Source organism: uncultured Bradyrhizobium sp., assembly GCF_936943645.1.
In the GTDB taxonomy this organism is placed as follows: domain Bacteria; phylum Pseudomonadota; class Alphaproteobacteria; order Rhizobiales; family Xanthobacteraceae; genus Bradyrhizobium.
Genome location: NZ_CAKZJO010000052.1, coordinates 152,457 through 173,847, shown reverse-complemented (window position 1 = coordinate 173,847; position 21,391 = coordinate 152,457). Strand labels below are relative to the sequence as shown.

Below are 21,391 nucleotides of genomic sequence, written 5' to 3'. Positions count from 1 at the left end.
GATGGGCGCCGGCTCAGCAGCGCATCACTATGTGCTGCGCTGCGTCCGGGGCACGAGCGGAAGCTGCCCCAGGGCTGGCGCTACCGCTCCGACGATCCGTCGGTGCCGGTGCGGCGCGGCATCGCGCCGGGCTGTACGCCCGGCCGCGTCTGGCTCGCGCCGGCGCGGGCGCGCTGGCGTTCGCCGTCGTGCAGTGCCGACTGGTACTTGGCGCGGGTGACGGCGAGCGTCGAGCCGCGCCAGGCGGCCAGCAACACCAGCGCCGAGCGGTCGCTGAGACGGTCGTAGAGCCGCGACAGCCGGTACACCTCGTTCACGGAGGTGCCGATCGCCGGTTTGAAGAACAGCAAAATGCGCTGGAAGTTCGGGCTCGGCATGTCGAGCGCGCGCGCGGCGACGGCGAGCGCTTCGCCGCCGGGATCGTCGACGATCTGGGCTGCAACGCGCGATGGCAGAATCAGGCTGTCGCCGAGCTCGAGGGCGAAGTTCTCGACGTCGCCCGCGATCGCCGCCATCTCCAGGATCTGGATCGCGCGCTTGGCACGCACGGTCGGAATGCGCGGCGCGGCCTTCAGCGGGGTTTGCGCCAGATTGTGCAGGATCAGCGCGCGCTCGGAAGGACCGGCGCGGAAGAACATGTCGTGGATCTCGGCGGCGTCCTTCGGCTGCATCGCCATGTTGGCGGCCATGCGCTGCTCGGCCTCGGTCGGCGCGCGGACCGGCGCAGGGGCAGGGGCGGGCACCGGGATCTCGCGCGCGAGCGGAATCCTGCGGCCTTCCTGGGCGGCGACCAGCCCGAGCTTCTGCAGCACCGGAACGGGCGTTTGCGGATAGATCGCGAGCTTGGCCTTGACGGAAGCGCGCGTGGCATCGTCGACCTGGTCGATCAGCCGCGTCGCAAGCTCGATGAACTGGCGCTGTTCGTCGTCGCTGTGGACGCGCGTCTGGACATAGAGGTCGGTCAGCACGCGCAGCAGCGTCGGCCGAACATCGACGCCTTCGCGACGGGAGAGGCTCATCAGCCCGTCGAATCCGGGAAACAGCGACTTGGTCATGGAGGCGTACGCAACTCGGAAAAGATACTCGGGGCGAGCCTAGCGCAGGTTCCTTTAAAGGCTCGTTAAGGAAAACGAGGCGTGAAGCGGATCCTTAAATTTGAGGCCTTTTCGTGCCGCAACGGGACGGCGGGGCCGGCCCGTGCGGCTACGGTCCGAGGGGCACGTTTACACCCCGTTAACCATGAGCTGATCTTAATGATCGCCATGTTGCAGGAGCGTATTTGATCGCGCGGCAATTGAGAGAGCTGACATGGGGACCATCATCGAATTTCCGGCCGGTCGCCGGGTAGGCTCGTCGGAGGACGTCACACCGCGCGCGGACATGGGAACGATTCTGATCCTCCCGGTGATCCGCATCGAGCGCGAGAGCGACGAAACCAGCGGCGATCGCGGACCGGAGCAGGGCACAGCGCCGGGGCGCCGTCGTCGCCGTCGCTGACATCCGGCTTCGTGCAATGCCGGACACCATCCGCCAGATCCGGCCCGTTCTATCGGCCGTCGTGCTCGCACTGCTCGCTGCGACCCTTGGCGCGTGCAGCGGTGGCGATTTCGGCCGCACCCGCGCCGACATGCGCAGCGACGACATGCATCGCTGGCTCGGCACCGAGGTTACCGGCAGCGTCGGCCTGAAGCCTTCGCAATTCCAGCTGACCGACGAGGAACGCCAGCTGCGCGACCTCGCCTATCCCATGATCGAGCCGCCGCTGTCGCGTCCCGCCTGGAAGAGCGTGTTCGGCGACTACAAGGCCATGCCCTCGCCCTGGCGGCAGAAGATCGTGTTCGACCGCACCATGTACGGCCGCACGCTGATCGACGAGCCGCACCGCTCGCATTCCTCGCGCTATGCGCAGCTGATGGAAGACGTGCGCAACGACATCACCCGCTTCGAGCCGTTCTTCGCTTCCGCGATCCGCGTCATCGACCTCGACAGGAAGCGCGACGCCAGCATGGCGCGCGTCTCCGCGCTCTCGCCGAGGGAGAAGGACGATGCCGTCGCGCGCATGCAGGAGAACTCGCTGATCGTGCAATGGGTGCAGCAGTGCCTGGAGCAGCGCGTCTCGTCCTATCGCTGGGCCCTGGAGCGCCTGGTGATCCAGGCGCCCGACGGCATGGCCGCCGACGCCGACCGCCTGATCGGCGAGCTCGCCGCCCAGACCGCCAATCCGCCGGTCCAGGCGCAGCCGCCTTACGGCCGCGCGGTCATCTCGAAGGGCTGAGCTTTTTGCGCGGGCCGGGCCGTCGTCCGCTCCGATCGGGCCTGCGCCGCTGCTTCTGCAGCTTTCCGACAAAATCCTTCAACGCATCCGCGAGCGGCACTGACGCGCGATAGGCAAGGCCGACCTCGCGCTTCACCTTGACCTCGATCTCGCGCACGGCGACATCGGGGTTGCCGCGCGCCACGCCCTCGGGGACGATGGCGATTCCGACGCCTGCGGCGACCAGTGCAATCGCCCAATCTTCCGATTGCGCGATCGCCGCGGTCTGGCGCCGCTGGGCGCCGGGGCCGAAGAACGCGCTCTGCTCGCAATGGCAGCGGTCGATCAGCGGCGCGCCGGCGAGATCGGCGGTGCGAAGCTTGTCCTTCAGCGTCAGCGGATGCGACGGCGGCAGGGCGGCGACATAGCGCTCGCTCCATAGCGCGACGAACTGCTCGTCCTTGCGCAGCATGCTCCGGGAGATGATGCGCGCATCGGCGGGCTCCTCGCTGCCGACGAGCCGGAGCGAAACGTCGCTGCGTGCCGTCAGCGGCTTCAGCAGCGCGATGGTCCGGGGCACGTCGAGCGTGCGCATCAGCCCGAGCGTGACATGCGTCTTCGTGCTCGGCTTCCTGAACAGGCTGCGCGCGGCATCGGTCTCGTCGATGATGCGGCGGGCGAGGGCGTGAAATTGCTCGGCCGAGGCGGTCGGCGCGACACCCTTCCTGTGCCGGACGAACAGCGTGGTGCCGAGCTCGGCCTCCAGGTTGGTGATCGCGGTCGAGATCGAGGGCTGCGACACGAAGCAGGCCCGCGCGGCCGCGGTCAGGTTGCGTTCGCGGTAGACGGCGGCGAAGTAGCGAAGCTCGCGGATATCCATAGGTACAGCCTAGAGATAACATCAATACTCAATATTTTACCTATGGATCATAGGATGACAAGAACGTCCTGCTCATGAACCGGCAGGACACGCGATGAAAATCCACCATCTCAACACCGGCACGATGTGCCCGATCGGCCGCCGCCTGGTGAACGGTAGCGGCAGCCTGTTCCGGCGCGCCCGCCTGGTCTGCCACTGCCTGCTGATCGAGACCAATGACGGGCTCGCTCTGGTCGACACCGGCATCGGTCTCGACGACATCGCAGCGCCCGCGCGGCTGGGGCGACGCTGGGTCCGGCAGACCGCGCCGAGGCTCGATCCTGCGGAGACGGCGGCCGAGCAGGTGAAGGCACTCGGCTACTCACCGAAGGACGTGCGCCACGTGCTGCTGACACATCTCGACCGCGATCACGCCGGCGGCGTGCCCGACTTTCCCAACGCCGCGATCCACGTCCACCGCGCCGAATACGACATGGCGGTGCTGCGCAAGCCGGCGCCGCCCGAAGGGCGCTACGTCACGGGACAGTGGAGCCACGGCCCGCATTGGTCATTCTATGGTGAAGCCGGCGAGGACTGGTTCGGCTTCAAGGGCGTGCGCGCGCTCGGCGACAAGGAGGCCGACATCCTGATGATCCCGCTTGCCGGCCACACGCTCGGCCATTGCGGCATCGCCGTGCGATCAGGCGACGGCTGGCTGCTGCACGCCGGCGACAGTTACTTCCACCACGCCCAGCTCGACGCATCGCCGCGCGTGCCGCTGATGCTCGGCTACTTCCAGCGCCGCGGCGACATGGACCGCGGCATGCGGATCGCCAACCAGGAACGGCTGCGCGCGCTGAAGCGCGATCACGGCGATCGCGTGAGGATCGTCAACAGCCACGATCCCCACGACTACGAGCGCTGCCGGTGTGGGGGGCATTGAGGCGCCCCGTCACCGCTGCCCGTCATGCACGGAGATCTCCGACGCCTTCAGGCCGCCGATGCGTGCGTGGGGGCGGCCGCCGGTTGCCATCACGAGGCCGAATGCGATCTCGTCGCGCCGGGGTGCGTCCCACAGCGTCATGTCCGCGGTGCCGAAATGGCTGCGGACATAGGCGGCGTGAATATGACCGAGTGGAACCATGAGCCGCGTGCCGGGGCCGCCGATCGTCTTCGCCGCCGGCACGATGGCCTTCGGCTGGCCCAGCACCTCGCGCATGCCGTGGCCGCCGGCTTCGTGCCAGACTGCGCCGTGTTCGAGCTCGCCGTCCTCGCCGACGATGATGCCCTTGCCATAGGCTTCGATGCGCCCGGCGCCGCCGAGCTGCGCGATCAGACCGCTCGCAAGCTCACGCCCGAGCTCGCGCAACGACGCCTGGAACGGCATCAGGTCGGGCTCGTAGCGACCGGCGAAGGGATTGCGGATCACCGCGATGGCGGTGCCGACCAGCAGCGGCGTCTCCAGCCGCGGGCCGCGCTCGTGCCAGACGGTCTCGACGCCGAGCGCGGTCTTACGAATATCGTAGGACATGAGTGGCCTTACGCCTCGTCGACGACGGGATTGCGGAGCACGCCGATATTCTCGATCTCGACCTCGACCACGTCGCCGGCTTTAAGGAACATCGGCGGCTTGCGGGTGAAGCCGACGCCGGCCGGCGTGCCTGTCGCGATGACGTCGCCGGGCACGAGGTCGAAGATGGTCGAGCAATATTCGATCAGCCGCGGGATCGAGAAGATCAGCATCGAGGTGTCGGAGGACTGCACGGTCGCGCCGTTGACGCGCGTCTCGAGCTTCAGCTTGGTGGGATCCCCAACCTCGTCGGGCGTGACCAGCCACGGCCCGAATGGACCGGTGCCGACGAAGTTCTTGCCCGAGGCGATCTGCTGGGCGTGGCGCTGCCAGTCGCGCACGCTGACGTCGTTGTAGATCGAATAGCCCGCAACGTGAGTCCAGGCGTCGGCCTGGCTGATGTGGCGGCCGCCCTTGCCGATGACGACGGCGAGCTCGCCCTCCCAGTCGAAATTGTCCGAGACTTTCGGCCGGATCACCGGCGCGCTGTGCGCAACCTGCGAGCGCCAGACCCGCAGGAAGATCGGCGGAAACTCAGTGATCTCGCGCTTCATGCCGAACGCCACGGCTTCGTTGTGGTGGTCGAGATAGTTGCGCACGGCGCAGACGATCTTCTCGGGGCGCGGGATCACCGGCAGATATTTGATGTCGCCGAGTGCCAGCGTGGGCTTGTGCCCCGCAACGAGCGCCTCGCGCCTCGCGTAGTCATCGCTGCCGAGGAAGTCCGCGAGCGTGGGATATCGGGGCAGGGCGCGGCCGAGATCCACCACGCCGTTTTCGACAACGGCGCCCCAGCTTTCCCGATTTCCGTCCAAGAACGACAGCAGCTTCATGGTTTCGCCCCCGAAGGTTTCGATTTTCGATGTTATATATTATTTTCGAAAATAGCGCGCGACGCAACCCCGCCGCCGCAAAAATGCGTCGGGCCTATTCGGTGTCGAGCAGGTGGGCGGCGTAGGTCGCGACGTTGTCGGCGGTGGAGCGGATGTGCGTCTCGATCAGCTGCACGGCGAGGTCGGCATTGCGCGAGATGGCGGCCTGCATGATGGCCTGGTGCTCGCCCGCCTTGTCGCGCGGGCGCGGCCGGAAATTCGCCGACAGGTGCCGGTAGCGCTCGGCGCGGTCAAACAGCTCGGCGCGGATGGCGAGCAGCGTCGCCGAGCCGCACGCCGACACCAGCGCCTCGTGGAACTGGCGATGGGCGATCTTCCACTCGGGATCGCGCAAGGGATGTTCGGGGTCGCGCTGCTCGATTCGCTTCAATCTATGCAGTGTGGAGATCACCGCGATTTCCCAGTCGTCATCGCCCCGCGCGATCGAGCGGCGGATCAGTTCCACCTCGACCAGCACGCGCGCATCGGTGATCTCCATCAGATCCTGGCGGCTGACCGGCGCGACGCGGAAGCCGCGCTGCTCCTGCGCGTCGACGAGACCCTCCGCAGCCAGTGCTGTCAGCGCCTCGCGCAGCGTCGTGAAGCTCGCCCCGAACCGTTCGCGCAGCACGTCGAAGCGCAGCGGCTCGCCCGGCGCAAGCGCGCAGGCAATGATCTCCTCGCGCAGCCGATGCGTGATGTCGGCGGCGATGGTCTTGCCGAATTCCTTGCGGGGACGAATGGCGCTGTCGGGCATGGTTCAGCCAATGAATCGATGGCCCAAGATGCCGCGGCAACGACCATCTTGCAATAATTTTCGTAAACGGTATGATTTTCGAAAATATGGTCTGGGGAGCGCGAGACATGAGGGCGGTGCTGGTGCGTCAGCCGGGTGGGCCGGATGCACTTGAGGTGGTCGAGCTTGCGGTGCCCGAGCCGGGCGCGGGCCAGGTGCAGATCCGGGCCGAGGCGTTCGGGGTCGGGCAGCCCGACGTGCTGATCCGGCGCGGCGTCTACAAATGGATGCCGCCGCTGCCGGCCAATCCTGGCAACGACGTCGCCGGCCGCATCTCCGCGCTCGGGCCCGGTATCGAGGGCTTTGCGATCGGCCAGAAGGTGCTGCTGAGCGCGCGGGATCTCTCCCAGCGCGGCGGCTGCTACGCCGACCATGTCGTTGCACCCGCGGATGCCGTGCACGCGCTGCCTGATCATGTCGATCTGCAAGCCGCGGTGTGCCTGTCGAACTATCAAGTCGCCTACGCTCTATTGCATGAATGCCGCCATCCGCGCGCGCCCGAAAGCGTGCTGGTGATCGGGGCTGCCGGCGGTGTCGGCACCGCGCTGGTGCAGTTGGCCAAGCTCGCCGGGATGAAAGTCATCGGCACGGTCTCGACCGAGGAGAAGGCCGCCTTTGCGAAGGCCAACGGCGCCGACCACATCATCTACTACCGGCGCGAGGACGTGGTTGCGCGCACCCGCGAGCTGACGGGTGGCGAGGGTGTCGGTCTCGTGCTCGATCACGTCTGCGGTCCCGAATTCACCGCCTATCTCGGCGCGCTCGGCAAATGGGGCACGCTGCTGTCGTACAATGCCTTTGCCGGATTGCCGGAAGAGAATTTGATGGCGGCGATGCGCGACCATCTCGACATCTGTCCGGCGATCCGCTGCTTCTCCTTCCACATCTACGACCATGATCGCGACGGGCGCCGGGCGCTGATGCGTAGCGTGATCGATGCGCTGAGCCGCAACGCGATCAAGCCGGCGATCTCGGCGGTTTTGAAGCTCGACGAGGTCAGGAAGGCGCATACGCTGCTGGAGCAGGGCTCCGCGCTCGGCAAGATCATCATGATTCCATGAGGGGATGGACTGCACGATGACGACACAAGCACCCATCGCACGCTTCACCCGGCTGCGGCACGCGACCTTCACCTCGCCCGATCCTGAGAGGCTGCTCGACTATTATCGCGGCGTGATCGGTCTCGGCCTCGTTGCCCGCGACGGACAACGCCTGTTCCTCGCCAATGATTCCGAGCAGCTCTCGCTGGTGATCGAGCCCGGTGATGCCGCGCTGAAGAGTATCGCCTTCGAAATTTCGCCTGATGTCCAGCTGGAGGCGCTGGGCGCCGCGCTGAAGCAGGTGGATCTGCGGCCCGAGATCCACAGCGATTTCCTGCCCGGTATCTCCAGGCTATTGTCCTTCACCGATCCCGAAGGCACCCGCTTCGAATTGATCCAGGGCTGGACGCCGACGCCTGCGCAGGAGAGGATCGGTGCGCTCACCGTGGCCAAGCTCGGCCATGTCGCGCTGCGCACGCCCGATCCCAAAGCCGCGTCGGACTTCTTCGCGAACGTAATGGGCCTGCGCGTCTCCGACTGGATCGAGGACCGCTTCGTCTTCATGCGCAGCGGCTTCGAGCATCACACGCTGAATTTTGCCCGCGCCTCCGATCGTGGTCTGCATCATTTCGCGTTCGAGCTGCGCGGCCCCGAGCACATGCATCGGGCCTGCGACCATCTCGCGCGGCACAAGCTGGCTGTGCTCTGGGGGCCGGTGCGTCACGGTCCCGGGCACAACACCGCGATCTATCACCGCAATCCCGATGGGCATCTGGTCGAGCTGTTCTGCGATCTCGACCGCATGACCGACGAGGCGCTCGGCTATTTCGACCCGCGGCCCTGGCATCGCGATCGTCCGCAGCGGCCAAAGGTCTGGGTCGGGCTGCCGCGCGATGTTTGGGGCATGCCGCCTTCGCCTGAATGCACGGAGTTTGCGCGCTAGCGAATTGAACGCGATCTGAATGACGCCGCACGCGTTGCGGCCAACGACATAACAATTGAGGGAGATGCATCCATGCGAGGGATGAAACGGCTTGCTGCGGCCATTTTTCTGCTTGGCGTTTTTCTGGTGACCGGCTCTGCATGGGCGGAGACTTATCCGTCGCGTCCGATCCGCCTGCTGCACGGCTTTGCCGCCGGCGGCGCGGCCGACACGCTGTCGCGCATCATCGCCGACGGGCTATCGAAGAAGCTTGGCCAGCCTGTTATCGTCGAGGCCAAGCCGGGCGCCGGCGGCAACATCGCGGCCGACGCGGTCGCCAAGGCGGCGCCCGACGGCTACACGCTCGGCCTCGTCACCGGTGCGCACGCAATTTCGGCGGCGACCTACAAGAGCCTGGCCTATCAGCCGGCCGAAAGCTTCGAGATGATCTCGACGCTGGTCTATTACGCGCTCGTCATCGCCGTACGTAACGACTACCCCGCGAAATCGCTCGGCGAGCTCATCGCGATGGCCAAGGCAAAGCCGGGCTCGCTCAGCTTTGGATCGGTCGGCTTCGGCAGCACCCATCACCTCGCGGGTGAATTGCTCAACGCCACAGCCGGCATCGAGATCGTGCACGTGCCGTATCGCGGCGATTCCCAATCCACCACCGCGCTGCTCGGCGGCGACGTTCCCATCGTCGTCGGAACGCCCGTCCTGCTCGCCCCGCAGATCCAGAGCGGCGCGATCCGCGGCCTCGCCGTGACCTCGCCGACGCGCACCGCGCTGCTGCCCGACGTCCCGACCGTGCAGGAGGCTGGCATCAAGGGCTACGATGTGCGCACCTGGGCCGGCCTGCTGGCGCCGAAGGGAACGCCGCCCGCCATCATCGCCGCACTCAATGCCGCAACGCTCGACGCGCTCCGCGATCCCGAGCTCAAGCAGCGCCTGGAGACGGCCGTCGGCGGCGAGGTTCGCGGCAGCTCGCCGGAGGAGATGAAGAAGCTGATCGAGACCGAGATCGCGAAATGGACCGGCGTGGTGGAGAGGGCGAAGATCCCGAAGATCTGAGCTGCGGCCCGCAGGCGGGTCTCGCTCACGAATGCTTGACCGGGATCAACGAATGCCCTCAGCACCGGAGTATGCTACTAGGGAAGCATTCTGGTCCGAAGGTAAGTCGATATTGATGCGGTTCGTCCGTACCATCCTGGCATTCGTCATCGCCATGTCCCTGGCGATGCTGCCCGTTGGCGCGTCCGCATCCGGCCTTGCCATGTCGTCGGACGACATGCAGGCGGCCATGCAGATGGGCGGCGACGCCGGGATGTCGATGGACGATTGCTGCCCCGACATGAAGGGCGCGGGCTCGCAGCCTGCCGGCTACAAATGCGGGATGGGTTTTTGCTGCGTCGGCGGGATGATCGTCCTCGCTGACGTCAGGCCGGCCGCGTTCGGACATTTCGCCATCGTCGCCAGCACGCTTCCCATTCCTGAGGATCAGGTCGTCACCATCGGCGGCGCCAGTCCTCCCTTCCGACCTCCTCGAATCTGATCTCGCCAAGCCCTGAAGACGCGTGCGGCATGCCCCGCGCGCGGACTGACGTGCGCGCGTTTCATGCGCCACGGCGAAAGACCAGATCATGAGGACAGGACAATGCTTTCCAAATTCAGCACAGCGGCACTCGCCGCCACCCTTTCGCTTGCCGCTTCCGCCGCGATGGCGGGCGCCGGCGATTACGCCTTCGAGCCCGTCACGGCGCAGATGAAGAAGGGCGACGACGTCACGCTCGCGGTTCGCCTGACCAACAAGCAGACCGGCAAGCCGGTGGCAGATGCCGTCATCTTCAAGACCCGCGTCGACATGGCCCCGGACGGCATGGCCGAGATGGAATCGGCAGTGGCGCCGCTGCCGTCGCAGGAGCCGGGCGTCTACGCCTTCAGGACGGACCTGCCGATGGCTGGCCGCTACCAGGTCACGCTGTCGGCGAAGGTGCAGGGCGAGGCCGAGACCGTCACCGGCAAGGTGATCGTCACGGCGACCAAGTGAGCGTGCGGACGCCGCGCGCGGCGTCCGACCTTTTCTGTCCCATTCACATGGACGCGCGCCCGGCGCGCGGAGACACACCATGAAGACGCTGCGTCTTTTGACACTTCTCGCTCTCGGCGGTGGCCTCGCCTTGGGTGCATACTGGTCCTCGAACGCCGGGCGCTGGTCCGTGCATGCCGAGGTGACCGCGGCTGCGGTGCCGGCGGACCGAACTCCGCTCTATTACCGCGATCCCAGCGGCGCGCCGCTGTGGTCCGCCGCCCCAAGGAAGGACGATCGCGGCCGCGACTATTTGCCGGTCTATGACGACGATCAGGCAGAAGCGGCGTCACCGAAGGCGGCGCAGGCGGCCTCGTCGCGAAAAATCCTCTACTACCGAAACCCCATGGGCCTGCCCGACACCTCGCCGGTGCCGAAGAAGGATCCGATGGGGATGAACTACGTCCCCGTCTACGAAGGCGACGAGATCGACGACGGCACGGTGAAGCTGTCGCCGGGCAAGATCCAGCGCACCGGCGTGAAATCCGAACCCGTTCAGCGCCGCGCGATCCGCGTTACGGTCAAGGCCCCCGGCACGATCCAGCTCGACGAGCGCCGCGTCTCGGTGATCGCGATGCGTGCGGAAAGTTTCGTGCAGAAGGTCGCCGACGTCACCACCGGAACGCGCGTGAGATCAGGCCAGTCGTTGATGGAAATCTACAGTTCGGCCGTCACCTCCGCCGCGGCGGAATATCTCGCCACGATCACCTCGAAGACGGTGGGCGGCGTCGAGGTGTATGGCCGCGGCTCACGGCAACGATTGGTCAATCTCGACGTCCCCGAACCCGTGATCGCCGAGATGGAGCGGACGCGCGTTGCGCCCGTCACCATCCATTGGTCCGCGCCGCGCGACGGCATCGTGCTCGAGCGCAACGCGATTGAGGGCATGCGCGCCAATCCCGGCGACGTGCTGTTCCGGATCGCTGATATCTCGCAGGTCTGGGCGCTGGTCGACGTCGCCGAGCGCGATCTCGGCAATGTCGCGGTCGGCCAGCCCGTGGCGGTGCGCGCGCGGAGCTTTCCCGGCCGCATCTTCAGCGGCAGGATCGCAATCGTCTATCCCCAGGTGAACCGCGACACCAGGACGGTTCGCGTCCGGATCGAGCTTGCCAATCGCGATGCTGCGCTGTTGCCGGACATGTATGTCGATGCTGACATCGACACGGCCGACGCCACGCCCGTGCTGGCGATCGAGGACAGCTCCGTGCTCGATACCGGCACGCGCCAGGCCGTTCTCGTCGACAAGGGAGAAGGGCGTTTCGAGCCGCGTGAGGTGAAGCTCGGCCGCCGCGGCGGTGGCTATATCGAGGTGCGCGGCGGGCTGTCGGATGGCGAGGCCGTAGTCACATCCGCCAACTTCCTGATCGATGCGGAAAGCAATCTCAAGGCCGCGCTCAAAGGCTTTGCCGAGGCAGCACCTCAGGCTGCCGAACCGGGCCATGCAACGGGAGAGCACAAATGATCGCCCGCATCATCGCCTGGTCGGCACGCAACCTGCTGCTGGTGCTTTTCGGCACCGGCTTTGCGGCCGCGGCAGGTCTGTACGCGTTGGTTCACTTGCCGCTCGACGCGATCCCGGATCTCTCCGACACGCAGGTGATCGTCTACACCGAATATCCCGGCCAGGCGCCGCAGGTGATCGAGGACCAGGTCACCTATCCCCTGACCACGGCGATGCTCACCGTACCGAAATCGAAGGTGGTCCGCGGCTTCTCCTTCTTCGGCGTGTCGTTCGTCTACGTGATCTTCGAGGACGGCACCGACATTTACTGGGCGCGCTCGCGCGTGCTGGAATTCCTGAACGGCGCGGCCTCGCGGCTGCCCGCCGGCGTCAGCCCGACCATCGGGCCCGATGCCACCGGCGTCGGCTGGGTCTACCAATATGCCGTGATGTCGAAGGAGCTGAATCTCGCCGACGCCAGGACGATCCAGGACTGGAATCTGAAGTTCGCGCTGGCCAAGGCCGAAGGCGTCGCCGAGGTCGCCAGCATCGGCGGCTTCGTCAAGCAGTACAACGTGGTGCTCGATCCGCAGCGGATGCGCGACCGCGGCATCAGCATGCAGAAGATCCGCGACGCCATCCGCGCCAGCAACGCCGATGTCGGCGGGCGCACCGTCGAGCTTGCCGAGTTCGAATACGTCATCCGCGGCAAGGGCTACATCAAGGGCATCAACGACCTCGGCAACATCGTGCTGAAGACGAGCAACGGCACGCCGGTGCTGCTGCGCGACGTCGCCCATGTCGAGCTCGGACCGGACGAACGCCGCGGCATCACCGAGCTGAACGGCGAGGGCGAGGTCGCCAGCGGCATCGTGCTGCAGCGCTTCGGCGTCAACGCCCTCGACGTCATCGAGAACGTCAAGAAGCGCTTCAGGGAGATCGCGAGCAGCCTGCCGAAATCGGTCGAGATCGTGCCGGTCTACGACCGTTCCAGCCTGATCTATGCGGCCATCGACACGCTCAAGCATACGCTGTTCGAGGAGAGCGTCGTCGTCGCGCTGGTCTGCATCGTGTTCCTGCTGCATGTCCGCAGCGCGCTGGTCGCGATCCTGATGCTGCCGGTCGGCGTGCTCATGGCGTTCGGGGCCATGAAGCTGCTCGGCCTCGGCTCGAACATCATGAGCCTGGGCGGCATCGCGATCGCGATCGGCGCTATGGTCGATGCCGCCATCGTCATGATCGAGAACGCCCACAAGCACCTCGAACGCGCCGAGCCGGGCCAGTCGCGGGTGCAGATCCTGATCGATGCCGCGTCCGAAGTCGGACCTGCCCTGTTCTTCAGCCTGCTGATCATCACCGTGTCGTTCATGCCAATCTTCACGCTGGAATCGCAGGAGGGGCGGCTGTTCAGCCCGCTCGCCTTCACCAAGACGTTCTCGATGGCCGCGGCGGCTCTGCTGTCGGTGACGCTCGTGCCTGCGCTGATGGTGATCTTCGTCCGCGGCAAGATCGTGCCGGAGAGCCGGAACGTCATCAACCGTTTCCTGATCTGGGTCTACCGTCCCGTGATCAGGGGCGTGCTGCGTGCCAAGACGGTGGTGATCCTGGCCTCGCTCGCCGTACTCGCCGTCACGATCTGGCCGGCAAGCCGGCTCGGCACCGAGTTCATGCCGACGCTGAACGAGGGCACGCTGCTTTACATGCCGACCACGCTGCCCGGCATCTCCGTCACCAAGGCGGCCGAGCTGATGCAAACCCAGGACCGCATCATCAAGTCGTTCCCCGAGGTCGCCTCCGTCTACGGCAAGGCGGGGCGGGCGGCGACGGCGACCGATCCGGCGCCGACCGAGATGTTCGAGACGGTGGTCAACCTGAAACCGAAGGAAGCCTGGCGTCCCGGCGTCACCATCGACAGCCTGATCGCGGAGATGGACAAGGCGCTGCAGTTCCCCGGCGTCTCCAACGCCTGGACCATGCCGATCAAGGCGCGTATCGACATGTTGTCGACCGGCATCCGCACGCCGGTCGGCGTCAAGGTCATGGGCACCGATCTTGCCGAGATCGACCGCCTCGCGCGGCAAGTCGAGCGGGTGATCAAGACCGTTCCGGGCACCTCGTCGGCCTACGCCGAGCGCGGCATCGGCGGCTATTATCTCGAGATCGTCCCGGATCGCGAGGCGCTCGCGCGCTACGGCATCCTGATCCAGGACGTGCAGGACACCATCGCCGCTGCGCTCGGCGGCCAGACCGTGACGACGACCGTCGAGGGACGGCAGCGCTTCACGGTGAACATGCGCTATCCGCGCGACCTCCGCGACAATCCCAAGGCCATCGCCGGCGATATCCTGGTGCCGATGCCGGCGGGCGGCGCCGTGCCGCTCGGCGAAGTCGCCAAGGTCGAGCCGGCGCGCGGGCCAACCTCGATCCGCACCGAGAATGGCCAGCTCGCGACCTACATCTATGTCGATATTCGCGATCGCGACATCGGCAGTTACGTCGCGGATGCCCAGCGCGCCGTGACGGAAAGCATCCAATTTGCCGCCGGCACCTATGTGGTCTGGAGCGGCCAGTACGAATATCTGCAGCGCGCCGCCGCGCGCCTCAAGATCGTCGTGCCCGTAACGCTGACGATCATCTTCCTGCTGCTGTACCTCAATTTCAGGGCGCTGACCGAGACGCTGATCGTGATGTTGTCGCTGCCGTTCGCACTGGTCGGCGGCATCTGGATGATGTGGTGGTTCGGCTTCAACCTGTCGGTGGCGGTCGCCGTCGGCTTCATCGCGCTCGCCGGCGTTGCTGCCGAGACCGGCGTCGTGATGCTGATCTATCTCGATCACGCGCTGGCCGAGATGAAGGCGAAGCGCAGCATCGAGGGTCGCGTCGTCACGCGGCGCGACCTCCACGACGCCATCATGGTGGGCGCGGTCGAGCGCGTCCGTCCCAAGATGATGACCGTGGTCGCCATCATGGCGGGCCTGCTGCCGATCATGTGGAGCACCGGTGCGGGGTCGGAGATCATGCAGCGCATCGCGCTGCCGATGATCGGCGGCATGATCTCGTCGACGCTGCTGACGCTGATCGTGATCCCTGCGATCTTCGGCCTGGTGAAGGGGCGGGGGCTGCCTGATGATGCGGTTGCTGCCGATCAGGATGCTGCGAATGGAGCTTACGCACGGCAGGCCGCGGAGTAGCGAGGCGACCTGTGGACCTTGCGCGGCGTGAGGGCGCTGCCTCCGCGCGCTGGGCCGGCTCTCGGGAGGAAACTCTCTCCGCGTCATTGCGAGGAGGCTTCGCGACGAAGCAATCCAGGCTGCCGCCGCGGCCAGAGTCTGAATAGCTACCGCGCGCCGCCGAAGTTTCGGCGAAGCCGGCCTAGCGCGCTTCGACCACTTCGCCGTCTTCCTTGACGAACCGGCCGACCGGGTCCTCCAGCAGATCGATGACCGCTTCGGAGGGCCGACACAATCGCACGCCTTTCGCCGTCACCACGATCGGGCGGTTGATCAGGATGGGATGCGCGAGCATCTGATCGATCAGCTCGTCATCGCTCCATTTGGGGTCGTCGAGGCCGAGGTCGTGAAACGGCGTGCCTTTCTCGCGCAGCAGCGCGCGAGCGGAAATGCCCATCGTCTTGACGAGCTCGACCAGCTTCTCGCGCGACGGCGGCGTCTTCAGATATTCGATGACGACGGGCTCGACGCCGCTCTGCCGGATCATCGCCAGCGTGTTGCGCGAGGTGCCGCAAGCCGGGTTGTGATAGATCGTGACGCTCATGACCGGATCTCCACGCTTCACCGCCGCACCTCGGCGGCCGTCGGAACCTGACGGCTGCCCGCCTCATACCATCCCCGTGTCGCCTTGACGATGCGGACGACGGACAGCATGACGGGGACCTCGACGAGCACGCCGACCACGGTCGCCAGCGCCGCGCCGGACTCGAGGCCGAACAGGCTGATCGCGGCGGCGACCGCCAGCTCGAAGAAATTGCTGGCGCCGATGAGGGCGGCGGGCGCGGCGACGCACCAGGCCACGCCGAACCGTCGGCTCAACCAGTACGCCAAACCTGCATTGAAATAGACCTGGACGAGGATCGGCACGGCGAGGATGGCGATGACGAGCGGTTGCCGAACGATCTGCTCACCCTGGAAGCCGAACAGCAGCACCAATGTCGCGAGCAGCGCCACCAGCGACAGCGGTTGCAGCGTCCGCATCACGCGGTCGAAGCGGTCGCCGCCGCTTCGCAGCAGCGCCCTGCGCCACAGCTGTGCGACGATCACGGGAACCACGATGTAGAGCAGGACCGAGAGCAGCAGCGTGCCCCAGGGGACACTGATCGAGGCCACGCCGAGCAGCAGGCCCACCAGCGGCGCGAACAGGAACACCATGATCACGTCGTTCAGGGCGACCTGGCTCAGCGTGTAGTGCGGCTCGCCCTCGCACAGATTGGACCACACGAACACCATCGCGGTGCAGGGGGCCGCCGCCAGCAGGATCAAGCCGGCGATGTAGGACGAAATCTGGCCAGCCGGCAGCCATGGCGCGAAGAGGTGGCCGATGAAGAAGGAGCCCAGCAGCGCCATCGAGAACGGCTTGACGGCCCAGTTGATGAAAAGGGTGACGCCGACGCCGCGCCAATGCCGGCGCACCTCGCCGAGCGAGCCGAAGTCGATCTTCAACAGCATCGGCACGATCATGAGCCAGATCAGCACGGCGACCGGCATATTGACCTTGGCGATCTCGGCGGCTGCGACCACGCCGAAGAAGCCGGGCATGACGTGCCCCAGTGCCACGCCGACGACGATGCAGAGTGCGACCCACAGAGTGAGGTATCGTTCGAAAATGCTCATGGTCACGCCACGTCGTTTCTGCCGGATGCCGCGCCGTCGGCGCGGCCGATCTCGCGCAGCCTGGTGCCGAGCGACAGCCTGTCGATGCTCCTCAGCGGCAGGTTCACGAAGGTGTCGATCCGATTCTTGAGATAGCGGAAAGCGGTGACGAACGCCGCCTGCTGTTCCAGGTCCGACCCCTCTGCCGCGGCAGGATCCTCGATGCCCCAATGCGCGGTCATCGGCTGGCCCGGCCAGATCGGGCAGGCTTCGCCTGCGGCGTTGTCGCAGACGGTGAAGACGAAATCCATCACCGGCGCGTCAGGCGCGGCGAACTCCAGCCAGCTCTTCGAGCGCATGCCGTCGATCGGGTAATCCATCGCCTGCAGCGTGCGCAGCGCCAGCGGATGCACTGCGCCCTTTGGCGCGCTGCCGGCGGAGAAGGCGCGAAAGCGGGCGGCACCGTCCTTCCGCAGGATCGACTCGGCCAGGATGGAGCGCGCCGAATTTCCGGTGCACAGAAACAGCACGTTGTAGATCTGGTCAGGCACGGCTTCGCTCCTTGCGTTTCGGCGCGCAACAGGATTGCAGCGTCTCGACGACGGGTTCGCAGACCTCCGGCCGTCCGCCGCAGCAATCGCGCAGCAGGAACAGCGCGACGTCGCGGAATTCGTCGAGATTGGCGCGGTAGACGATCGAGCGGCTGTGCCGCTCGGAGGCGACGAGGCGCGCCCGGCTCAGGATCGCCAGATGCGCGGAGAGAGTGTTCTGCGGCACTTCGAGCAGCCGGGCGAGGTCACCGGCGGCAAGGCCGCCGGGCTCGTGCCTGACCAGCGTCCGGAAGGCTTCCAGGCGGGTCGGTTGGGCCAGCGCGGCAAGGGCGAGGACAGCATCTTCTGTTTCCATATATCCAGATTTATGGATTTATAGGGGTGGCGTCAATCTGAATCTTACCAGTCCGGAAGTTCATAATTCGAATATTCTAGAAATACGGTTTGACAAGAGGCGGCGACTGGCGCACCGTGCCAACATGAAGATCGATGACGCAGCTCAACGTCTGGAAGCCCTCGGCAACCGGACGCGACTCCAGATCTACCGCGCCCTGGTCCGGGCCGGGCACGCGGGCATGCCCGTCGGCCGTCTGCAGGAGAAGCTGAAGATCCCGGCGTCCACGCTGTCGCATCACATCAAGACCCTGGTTGCGGTTGGGCTCGTCAGTCAGGTCAGGGAATCGACGACGCTGGTCTGCCACGCGAACTTCGATGCGATGCGGGGGCTGGTCGCCTTCCTGGTGGCGGAGTGCTGTGCCGACGAAGCCGGATGCAAGGCAACGCAAACCGCGGCGTGATTTCCTTGTTCAATTATTCGATGATTCTAGAAAGATGGGAGAATCCGGAATGAACGCCAAGACGGTTGCCAAGACGGTTGCCAAGACGGTCGCCATCATCGGAGCCGGGCCGGTTGGCCTCGCCGCGGCTGCGCACGTGCTCGAGCGCGGCATGTCTCCGATCGTGCTCGAAGCCGGACCTGAAGCCGCGCATGCGGTCCGTCAGTGGCAGCATGTCCAGCTGTTCTCGCCCTGGGAATACAATATCGACCAGGCGGCATCGCGCCTGCTCGCGCCGACAGGGTGGAATTCGCCGGATCCTCACGCCTATCCGACCGGCGGCGAGCTGATCGAGCGCTATCTTGCCCCGCTCGCGACACGCACGCCATTGCGTGAGGCGATCCGCACGTCGAGCCGGGTTACGGCGATCAGCCGTGCCGGCTTCGACAAGGCGAAGACCAAGGGCAGGGAGCAGGCGCCCTTCGAGATCCGCTATGAGAACGGCAAGGGGCCCGAGACGCTCCATGCCGATGCCGTGATCGACGCGTCAGGCACGTGGTTCTCTCCCAACCCCCCCGGCAGCAACGGTCTGCCCGGGATCGGCGAACGCGAGCGCGCGGGCCGCATCGCCTATGGCATGCCGGACGTGCGCGGCACTGAGCGCGCCCGCTATGCCGGCAAGACCGTTGCCGTGCTCGGTGCCGGCCATTCCGCGGTGGGCACGCTGATCGATCTCGCGCAGCTCGCAAGCGAAGTGCCGGGCACGCAAGCCATGTGGCTGTTGCGTGGTGACGATCCAGCAAAGGCGTTCGGCGGCGGCCGCAATGACAAGCTCGCCGCGCGCGGCGCGCTGGGCTCCGCCTTCGCCGCACTCGTGGCCGCGGGCAAGATCAAGGTCGAGACCGGATTTGGCGTCACGCATCTCTCGGACTCCGAGGGCCGCCTCGGCGTTTCGGCAGGCTCGCGCAGCGTGGTGGCGGACGAGCTGGTGGTCTCGACCGGCTTCCGTCCCGATCTCTCTTTCCTGTCCGAGCTGCGGCTGCGGCTCGATCCGGCGATCGAGGCCCCGGTCGCGCTGGCGCCGCTGATCGATCCCAACGAGCACAGCTGCGGCACGGTGCGCCCTCATGGCGCGCGCGAGCTCGCGCATGACGAGCCGGGCTTCTATCTCGCCGGCATGAAGTCCTACGGCCGCGCGCCGACCTTCCTGATGATGACCGGATACGAGCAGGTCCGCTCCATCGCCGCCGACATCGCCGGCGACGAGAAGGCCGCCGCACGGGTCGAGCTCGTGCTGCCGGAGACCGGCGTCTGTACCCGCGGCGGTGTCGAGGCCGCGGATGCAGGATGCTGCGGCGGTCCGGCGAAGGAAGAACCATCCGCCTGCTGCGCCGCCGACGAGGCGGCCAAGACGGCGGGCCGCGCGGGGTGCGGCTGCTCGTGACGCCGATCGCCGCTGCTGCTTTGGTGGATTGGGCAAACAAAGTCTCACCGGACGGGAGGGGAGCATTCGAAGGCTGAGCGGTCGATCGCTGATTGCGGTGATGTGCATCGGTCAGGTCGGCAATCTGCTGCCGCATGTGACGCTGTCCGCGAACCTCGCGCAGCACCTGATGCCGGCCTGGGGACTCACGGCGGCTGAAGGCGGGCTGATGGCGAGCGGCTATGCGTTCGGCTACATGCTCGCGGTGCCCGTGCTGACGACCCTGACCGACCGCATCGATGCGCGCCTCGTCCTGCTCTGGGGCTCGATCTTGAGCGGGCTTGCCACCGTCGCATTCGGTGTCTTCGCACAAGGCTTCTGGTCGGGGACCGCGATCTGGTCCATTGCCGGCCTCGGATTTGCGGGCGCCTATATGCCGGGCCTGAAGGCGCTGACCGACCGACTTCCCGCCGGCGACACCTCGCGGGCGGTGACGCTGTACACGTCGAGCTTCTCGGTCGGTGTCGGTGTCTCGTTCCTGGTGGCGCAACTGGTCGCCGACCACTGGGGTTGGCGCGCCGCCTTTCTCGTGACCGGCTTCGGTCCCATCGCGATGGTCGCCGCATGCCTTCTGATGCAGGGGCTGCGGCCCGCGCCGAAGGCGGGACGGCTGTTGAACTTCGCGCCCGTCTTCGCCAATCGCGAGGCGCTCGGCTACATCCTCGGTTACGGCGCGCATTGCTTCGAGCTCTACGGCATTCGCACCTGGCTGGTCGGCTTCTGGACCTTCGTCGTCGCGCATCAGGGCGGGCCGTCCTGGATGACGCCCGTGCTGATGAGCTTCTGCTTCGCGGTGATCTCGATGCCCGCCAGCATCCTCGGCAACGAGGCCGCGCTGAAATTCGGACGGCATCGCGCGATCACGGTGGTGATGATCGCCTCCGCCTGCGTCGCGCTGGTGATCGGCTTCAACGCGGCGGCCCCGGCATGGGTGCTCGCGCTGCTCTTGATGATCTACGGCCTGACGGTGCCGGCCGATTCCGGCGCGTTGACCGCCGGCATGTCGGCTGCGGCGGTCTCCGAGCATCGCGGCGCGACGCTTGCCTTGCATTCCACGGTCGGCTTCGGCTTGTCGGCGCTCGGCGCCTGGGGAACCGGCGTCGCGCTCGACGTCGCCGGCGGACCGCAGAGTGCGCGGGGCTGGCTGCTGGTGTTCATCGTGCTCGCGGCCGGAATTGCGCTGGGGCCGTTGGCGCTGCTGTGGGCGCGGAGGGAACAGTCCGGCAAGCCCCGAGCGTAAGCCGGCCTGCGTCGGCCCTGGAACATCCGCGCCTGAATTGTCGGGCGCGAGCCTTTCGACTTTTGCTGGTGCCGCTCCATCATCCCGGCGCTCCAGCGCCGCCGAAGAATCTGCAGCCTCGGTTGTCCACACCCACGACCCGCAGTATCGAATGACGCACCAAGCCTACCAGCGATCGACAATTTGCCAACGCTGTTCGCCCTCGGTTTGATGACGGCATGAGCACCAAATCACGCGAGGTCATCTGGAGCGGTCGAATTCTCGGTGCGGAAATTTCGGCCAAGCACGCGCGCGAGGAAGCGAAGAAGGCGGTTCGCGAGGCCGACCGGGCCGAAGCCGAAGCCTGGTCGGTCCGCATGGAGGGTTACGGCGGACCCTCGCAGCCGTCGCCGACGATCGCCCAATGCCTCAACGGCGGCATGGGCTGGCTCGAGGTCGAGTGCAACAGATGCAAGACGCGCGCGAGCCTGCCGCTCGATGCGATCCGCCGGCCGCGCGATACGCCGATCTGGAAGCTGGAGGCCTCGCTCAAATGCCGGTCATGCCGGAAGGGACGGTCCGCGCCGCCCGTCCACATGATCAAGCTGACGCCGACGCGCAGCATTACGCCCTACAAATGGGTGCATCCGACCGAGGAGCGTTAGGACCGCGCGGCGGCGACGAGGATCCGCGGGC

At 66.5% G+C, this 21,391-nt stretch carries 23 protein-coding genes; 14 read left to right on the top strand and 9 right to left on the bottom strand.

What is annotated here, in order from left to right; genetic code table 11:
- Window positions 1–80: 80 nt before the first annotated feature.
- On the bottom strand, window positions 81–1,055 hold the full coding sequence (locus tag Q0743_RS11635; RefSeq protein ID WP_298241661.1) for a DUF2336 domain-containing protein: 975 nt from the start codon (window positions 1,053–1,055) through the stop codon (window positions 81–83).
- 253 nt (window positions 1,056–1,308) lie between these two features.
- Between Q0743_RS11635 and Q0743_RS11630 the strand changes: the two genes are divergently transcribed.
- Together Q0743_RS11630 and Q0743_RS11625 are read left to right on the top strand one after the other, a co-directional pair.
- The gene (locus Q0743_RS11630; RefSeq protein WP_298241660.1) at window positions 1,309–1,497 is read left to right on the top strand and encodes a hypothetical protein; all 189 of its coding nucleotides are present in this window, start codon (window positions 1,309–1,311) and stop codon (window positions 1,495–1,497) included.
- A 16-nt stretch (window positions 1,498–1,513) separates the two neighbouring features.
- Complete coding sequence (locus tag Q0743_RS11625) at window positions 1,514–2,275, top strand: hypothetical protein (protein ID WP_298241659.1); 762 nt, start codon at window positions 1,514–1,516, stop codon at window positions 2,273–2,275.
- Here the strand turns inward: Q0743_RS11625 and Q0743_RS11620 are convergent.
- Window positions 2,259–3,134, bottom strand: coding sequence for a LysR family transcriptional regulator (locus Q0743_RS11620; RefSeq protein WP_298241658.1), 876 nt, complete (start codon window positions 3,132–3,134; stop codon window positions 2,259–2,261). The two genes, Q0743_RS11625 and Q0743_RS11620, sit on opposite strands and share 17 nt — an antisense overlap.
- 94 nt (window positions 3,135–3,228) lie before the next feature.
- On the opposite strand from Q0743_RS11620, the gene Q0743_RS11615 reads away from it, so the two are divergent.
- Complete coding sequence (locus tag Q0743_RS11615; protein ID WP_298241657.1) at window positions 3,229–4,056, top strand: MBL fold metallo-hydrolase; 828 nt, start codon at window positions 3,229–3,231, stop codon at window positions 4,054–4,056.
- Window positions 4,057–4,065: 9 nt separating this feature from the next.
- Here Q0743_RS11615 and Q0743_RS11610 read toward each other — a convergent pair whose 3' ends face one another.
- From Q0743_RS11610 to Q0743_RS11600, 3 genes are all read right to left on the bottom strand, one after another.
- Window positions 4,066–4,644 (bottom strand): amino acid synthesis family protein, encoded by a 579-nt coding sequence (locus Q0743_RS11610; protein WP_298241656.1) that lies wholly within the window; start codon window positions 4,642–4,644, stop codon window positions 4,066–4,068.
- Between the two features lie 8 nt (window positions 4,645–4,652).
- Window positions 4,653–5,516, bottom strand: a complete 864-nt coding sequence (locus tag Q0743_RS11605) for a fumarylacetoacetate hydrolase family protein (protein ID WP_298241655.1) — start codon at window positions 5,514–5,516, stop codon at window positions 4,653–4,655.
- A 94-nt stretch (window positions 5,517–5,610) separates the two neighbouring features.
- A complete protein-coding gene (locus tag Q0743_RS11600) occupies window positions 5,611–6,312 on the bottom strand; it encodes an FCD domain-containing protein (protein ID WP_298241654.1) in 702 nt (233 codons plus the stop codon).
- Window positions 6,313–6,419: 107 nt separating this feature from the next.
- On the opposite strand from Q0743_RS11600, the gene Q0743_RS11595 reads away from it, so the two are divergent.
- The 7 genes from Q0743_RS11595 (at window position 6,420) to Q0743_RS11565 (ending at window position 15,031) form a co-directional block, all read left to right on the top strand.
- On the top strand, window positions 6,420–7,412 hold the full coding sequence (locus Q0743_RS11595) for a zinc-dependent alcohol dehydrogenase family protein (protein ID WP_298241653.1): 993 nt from the start codon (window positions 6,420–6,422) through the stop codon (window positions 7,410–7,412).
- Window positions 7,413–7,428: 16 nt separating this feature from the next.
- On the top strand, window positions 7,429–8,334 hold the full coding sequence (locus Q0743_RS11590; RefSeq protein WP_298241652.1) for a VOC family protein: 906 nt from the start codon (window positions 7,429–7,431) through the stop codon (window positions 8,332–8,334).
- Between the two features lie 72 nt (window positions 8,335–8,406).
- Window positions 8,407–9,384 carry a tripartite tricarboxylate transporter substrate binding protein gene (locus Q0743_RS11585; protein ID WP_298241651.1) on the top strand — a complete coding sequence of 326 codons (978 nt, stop codon included), beginning with the start codon at window positions 8,407–8,409 and terminating at the stop codon, window positions 9,382–9,384.
- A 115-nt stretch (window positions 9,385–9,499) separates the two neighbouring features.
- Complete coding sequence (locus Q0743_RS11580; RefSeq protein WP_298241728.1) at window positions 9,500–9,865, top strand: hypothetical protein; 366 nt, start codon at window positions 9,500–9,502, stop codon at window positions 9,863–9,865.
- Between the two features lie 102 nt (window positions 9,866–9,967).
- Window positions 9,968–10,360 (top strand): FixH family protein, encoded by a 393-nt coding sequence (locus Q0743_RS11575; RefSeq protein WP_298241650.1) that lies wholly within the window; start codon window positions 9,968–9,970, stop codon window positions 10,358–10,360.
- A gap of 79 nt (window positions 10,361–10,439) precedes the next feature.
- Complete coding sequence (locus Q0743_RS11570; protein WP_298241649.1) at window positions 10,440–11,861, top strand: efflux RND transporter periplasmic adaptor subunit; 1,422 nt, start codon at window positions 10,440–10,442, stop codon at window positions 11,859–11,861.
- Complete coding sequence (locus Q0743_RS11565; protein ID WP_298241648.1) at window positions 11,858–15,031, top strand: efflux RND transporter permease subunit; 3,174 nt, start codon at window positions 11,858–11,860, stop codon at window positions 15,029–15,031. The genes Q0743_RS11570 and Q0743_RS11565 overlap by 4 nt, the downstream gene beginning before the upstream one ends.
- A gap of 181 nt (window positions 15,032–15,212) precedes the next feature.
- On the opposite strand, the gene arsC is transcribed toward Q0743_RS11565, so the two are convergent.
- The 4 genes from arsC to Q0743_RS11545 are packed head-to-tail and all read right to left on the bottom strand — an operon-like array spanning window position 15,213 to window position 17,572.
- Window positions 15,213–15,614, bottom strand: a complete 402-nt coding sequence (arsC, locus tag Q0743_RS11560) for an arsenate reductase (glutaredoxin) (RefSeq protein WP_298241647.1) — start codon at window positions 15,612–15,614, stop codon at window positions 15,213–15,215.
- A gap of 17 nt (window positions 15,615–15,631) precedes the next feature.
- Window positions 15,632–16,687 (bottom strand): ACR3 family arsenite efflux transporter, encoded by a 1,056-nt coding sequence (arsB, locus tag Q0743_RS11555; protein ID WP_298241646.1) that lies wholly within the window; start codon window positions 16,685–16,687, stop codon window positions 15,632–15,634.
- A gap of 2 nt (window positions 16,688–16,689) precedes the next feature.
- Window positions 16,690–17,217, bottom strand: coding sequence for an arsenate reductase ArsC (locus tag Q0743_RS11550; RefSeq protein ID WP_298241645.1), 528 nt, complete (start codon window positions 17,215–17,217; stop codon window positions 16,690–16,692).
- Window positions 17,210–17,572: a helix-turn-helix transcriptional regulator gene (locus tag Q0743_RS11545; RefSeq protein ID WP_298241644.1), complete on the bottom strand. Its 363-nt coding sequence runs from the start codon at window positions 17,570–17,572 to the stop codon at window positions 17,210–17,212. Before Q0743_RS11545 ends, Q0743_RS11550 begins: the two co-directional genes overlap by 8 nt.
- 124 nt (window positions 17,573–17,696) lie before the next feature.
- On the opposite strand from Q0743_RS11545, the gene Q0743_RS11540 reads away from it, so the two are divergent.
- The 4 genes from Q0743_RS11540 to Q0743_RS11525 all read left to right on the top strand — a co-directional run bounded on the left by Q0743_RS11540 (window position 17,697) and on the right by Q0743_RS11525 (window position 21,360).
- The gene (locus tag Q0743_RS11540) at window positions 17,697–18,014 is read left to right on the top strand and encodes a helix-turn-helix transcriptional regulator (protein WP_298241643.1); all 318 of its coding nucleotides are present in this window, start codon (window positions 17,697–17,699) and stop codon (window positions 18,012–18,014) included.
- A 49-nt stretch (window positions 18,015–18,063) separates the two neighbouring features.
- On the top strand, window positions 18,064–19,437 hold the full coding sequence (locus Q0743_RS11535) for an NAD(P)-binding domain-containing protein (RefSeq protein ID WP_298241642.1): 1,374 nt from the start codon (window positions 18,064–18,066) through the stop codon (window positions 19,435–19,437).
- A gap of 100 nt (window positions 19,438–19,537) precedes the next feature.
- Window positions 19,538–20,716, top strand: coding sequence for an MFS transporter (locus Q0743_RS11530; protein WP_298241641.1), 1,179 nt, complete (start codon window positions 19,538–19,540; stop codon window positions 20,714–20,716).
- A 218-nt stretch (window positions 20,717–20,934) separates the two neighbouring features.
- On the top strand, window positions 20,935–21,360 hold the full coding sequence (locus Q0743_RS11525) for a hypothetical protein (protein WP_298241640.1): 426 nt from the start codon (window positions 20,935–20,937) through the stop codon (window positions 21,358–21,360).
- Window positions 21,361–21,391 lie beyond the last annotated feature (31 nt).

Excerpts from the sequence above, each read along its gene's own strand:
- Q0743_RS11635 (WP_298241661.1), bottom strand. The coding sequence starts at position 1,055 with ATGACCAAGTCGCTGTTTCCCGGATTCGACGGGCTGATGAGCCTCTCC.
- Q0743_RS11630 (WP_298241660.1), top strand. The coding sequence starts at position 1,309 with ATGGGGACCATCATCGAATTTCCGGCCGGTCGCCGGGTAGGCTCGTCG.
- Q0743_RS11625 (WP_298241659.1), top strand. The coding sequence starts at position 1,514 with ATGCCGGACACCATCCGCCAGATCCGGCCCGTTCTATCGGCCGTCGTG.
- Q0743_RS11620 (WP_298241658.1), bottom strand. The coding sequence starts at position 3,134 with ATGGATATCCGCGAGCTTCGCTACTTCGCCGCCGTCTACCGCGAACGC.
- Q0743_RS11615 (WP_298241657.1), top strand. The coding sequence starts at position 3,229 with ATGAAAATCCACCATCTCAACACCGGCACGATGTGCCCGATCGGCCGC.
- Q0743_RS11610 (WP_298241656.1), bottom strand. The coding sequence starts at position 4,644 with ATGTCCTACGATATTCGTAAGACCGCGCTCGGCGTCGAGACCGTCTGG.
- Q0743_RS11605 (WP_298241655.1), bottom strand. The coding sequence starts at position 5,516 with ATGAAGCTGCTGTCGTTCTTGGACGGAAATCGGGAAAGCTGGGGCGCC.
- Q0743_RS11600 (WP_298241654.1), bottom strand. The coding sequence starts at position 6,312 with ATGCCCGACAGCGCCATTCGTCCCCGCAAGGAATTCGGCAAGACCATC.
- Q0743_RS11595 (WP_298241653.1), top strand. The coding sequence starts at position 6,420 with ATGAGGGCGGTGCTGGTGCGTCAGCCGGGTGGGCCGGATGCACTTGAG.
- Q0743_RS11590 (WP_298241652.1), top strand. The coding sequence starts at position 7,429 with ATGACGACACAAGCACCCATCGCACGCTTCACCCGGCTGCGGCACGCG.
- Q0743_RS11585 (WP_298241651.1), top strand. The coding sequence starts at position 8,407 with ATGCGAGGGATGAAACGGCTTGCTGCGGCCATTTTTCTGCTTGGCGTT.
- Q0743_RS11580 (WP_298241728.1), top strand. The coding sequence starts at position 9,500 with ATGCGGTTCGTCCGTACCATCCTGGCATTCGTCATCGCCATGTCCCTG.
- Q0743_RS11575 (WP_298241650.1), top strand. The coding sequence starts at position 9,968 with ATGCTTTCCAAATTCAGCACAGCGGCACTCGCCGCCACCCTTTCGCTT.
- Q0743_RS11570 (WP_298241649.1), top strand. The coding sequence starts at position 10,440 with ATGAAGACGCTGCGTCTTTTGACACTTCTCGCTCTCGGCGGTGGCCTC.
- Q0743_RS11565 (WP_298241648.1), top strand. The coding sequence starts at position 11,858 with ATGATCGCCCGCATCATCGCCTGGTCGGCACGCAACCTGCTGCTGGTG.
- arsC (WP_298241647.1), bottom strand. The coding sequence starts at position 15,614 with ATGAGCGTCACGATCTATCACAACCCGGCTTGCGGCACCTCGCGCAAC.
- arsB (WP_298241646.1), bottom strand. The coding sequence starts at position 16,687 with ATGAGCATTTTCGAACGATACCTCACTCTGTGGGTCGCACTCTGCATC.
- Q0743_RS11545 (WP_298241644.1), bottom strand. The coding sequence starts at position 17,572 with ATGGAAACAGAAGATGCTGTCCTCGCCCTTGCCGCGCTGGCCCAACCG.
- Q0743_RS11540 (WP_298241643.1), top strand. The coding sequence starts at position 17,697 with ATGAAGATCGATGACGCAGCTCAACGTCTGGAAGCCCTCGGCAACCGG.
- Q0743_RS11535 (WP_298241642.1), top strand. The coding sequence starts at position 18,064 with ATGAACGCCAAGACGGTTGCCAAGACGGTTGCCAAGACGGTCGCCATC.
- Q0743_RS11530 (WP_298241641.1), top strand. The coding sequence starts at position 19,538 with ATGTGCATCGGTCAGGTCGGCAATCTGCTGCCGCATGTGACGCTGTCC.
- Q0743_RS11525 (WP_298241640.1), top strand. The coding sequence starts at position 20,935 with ATGAGCACCAAATCACGCGAGGTCATCTGGAGCGGTCGAATTCTCGGT.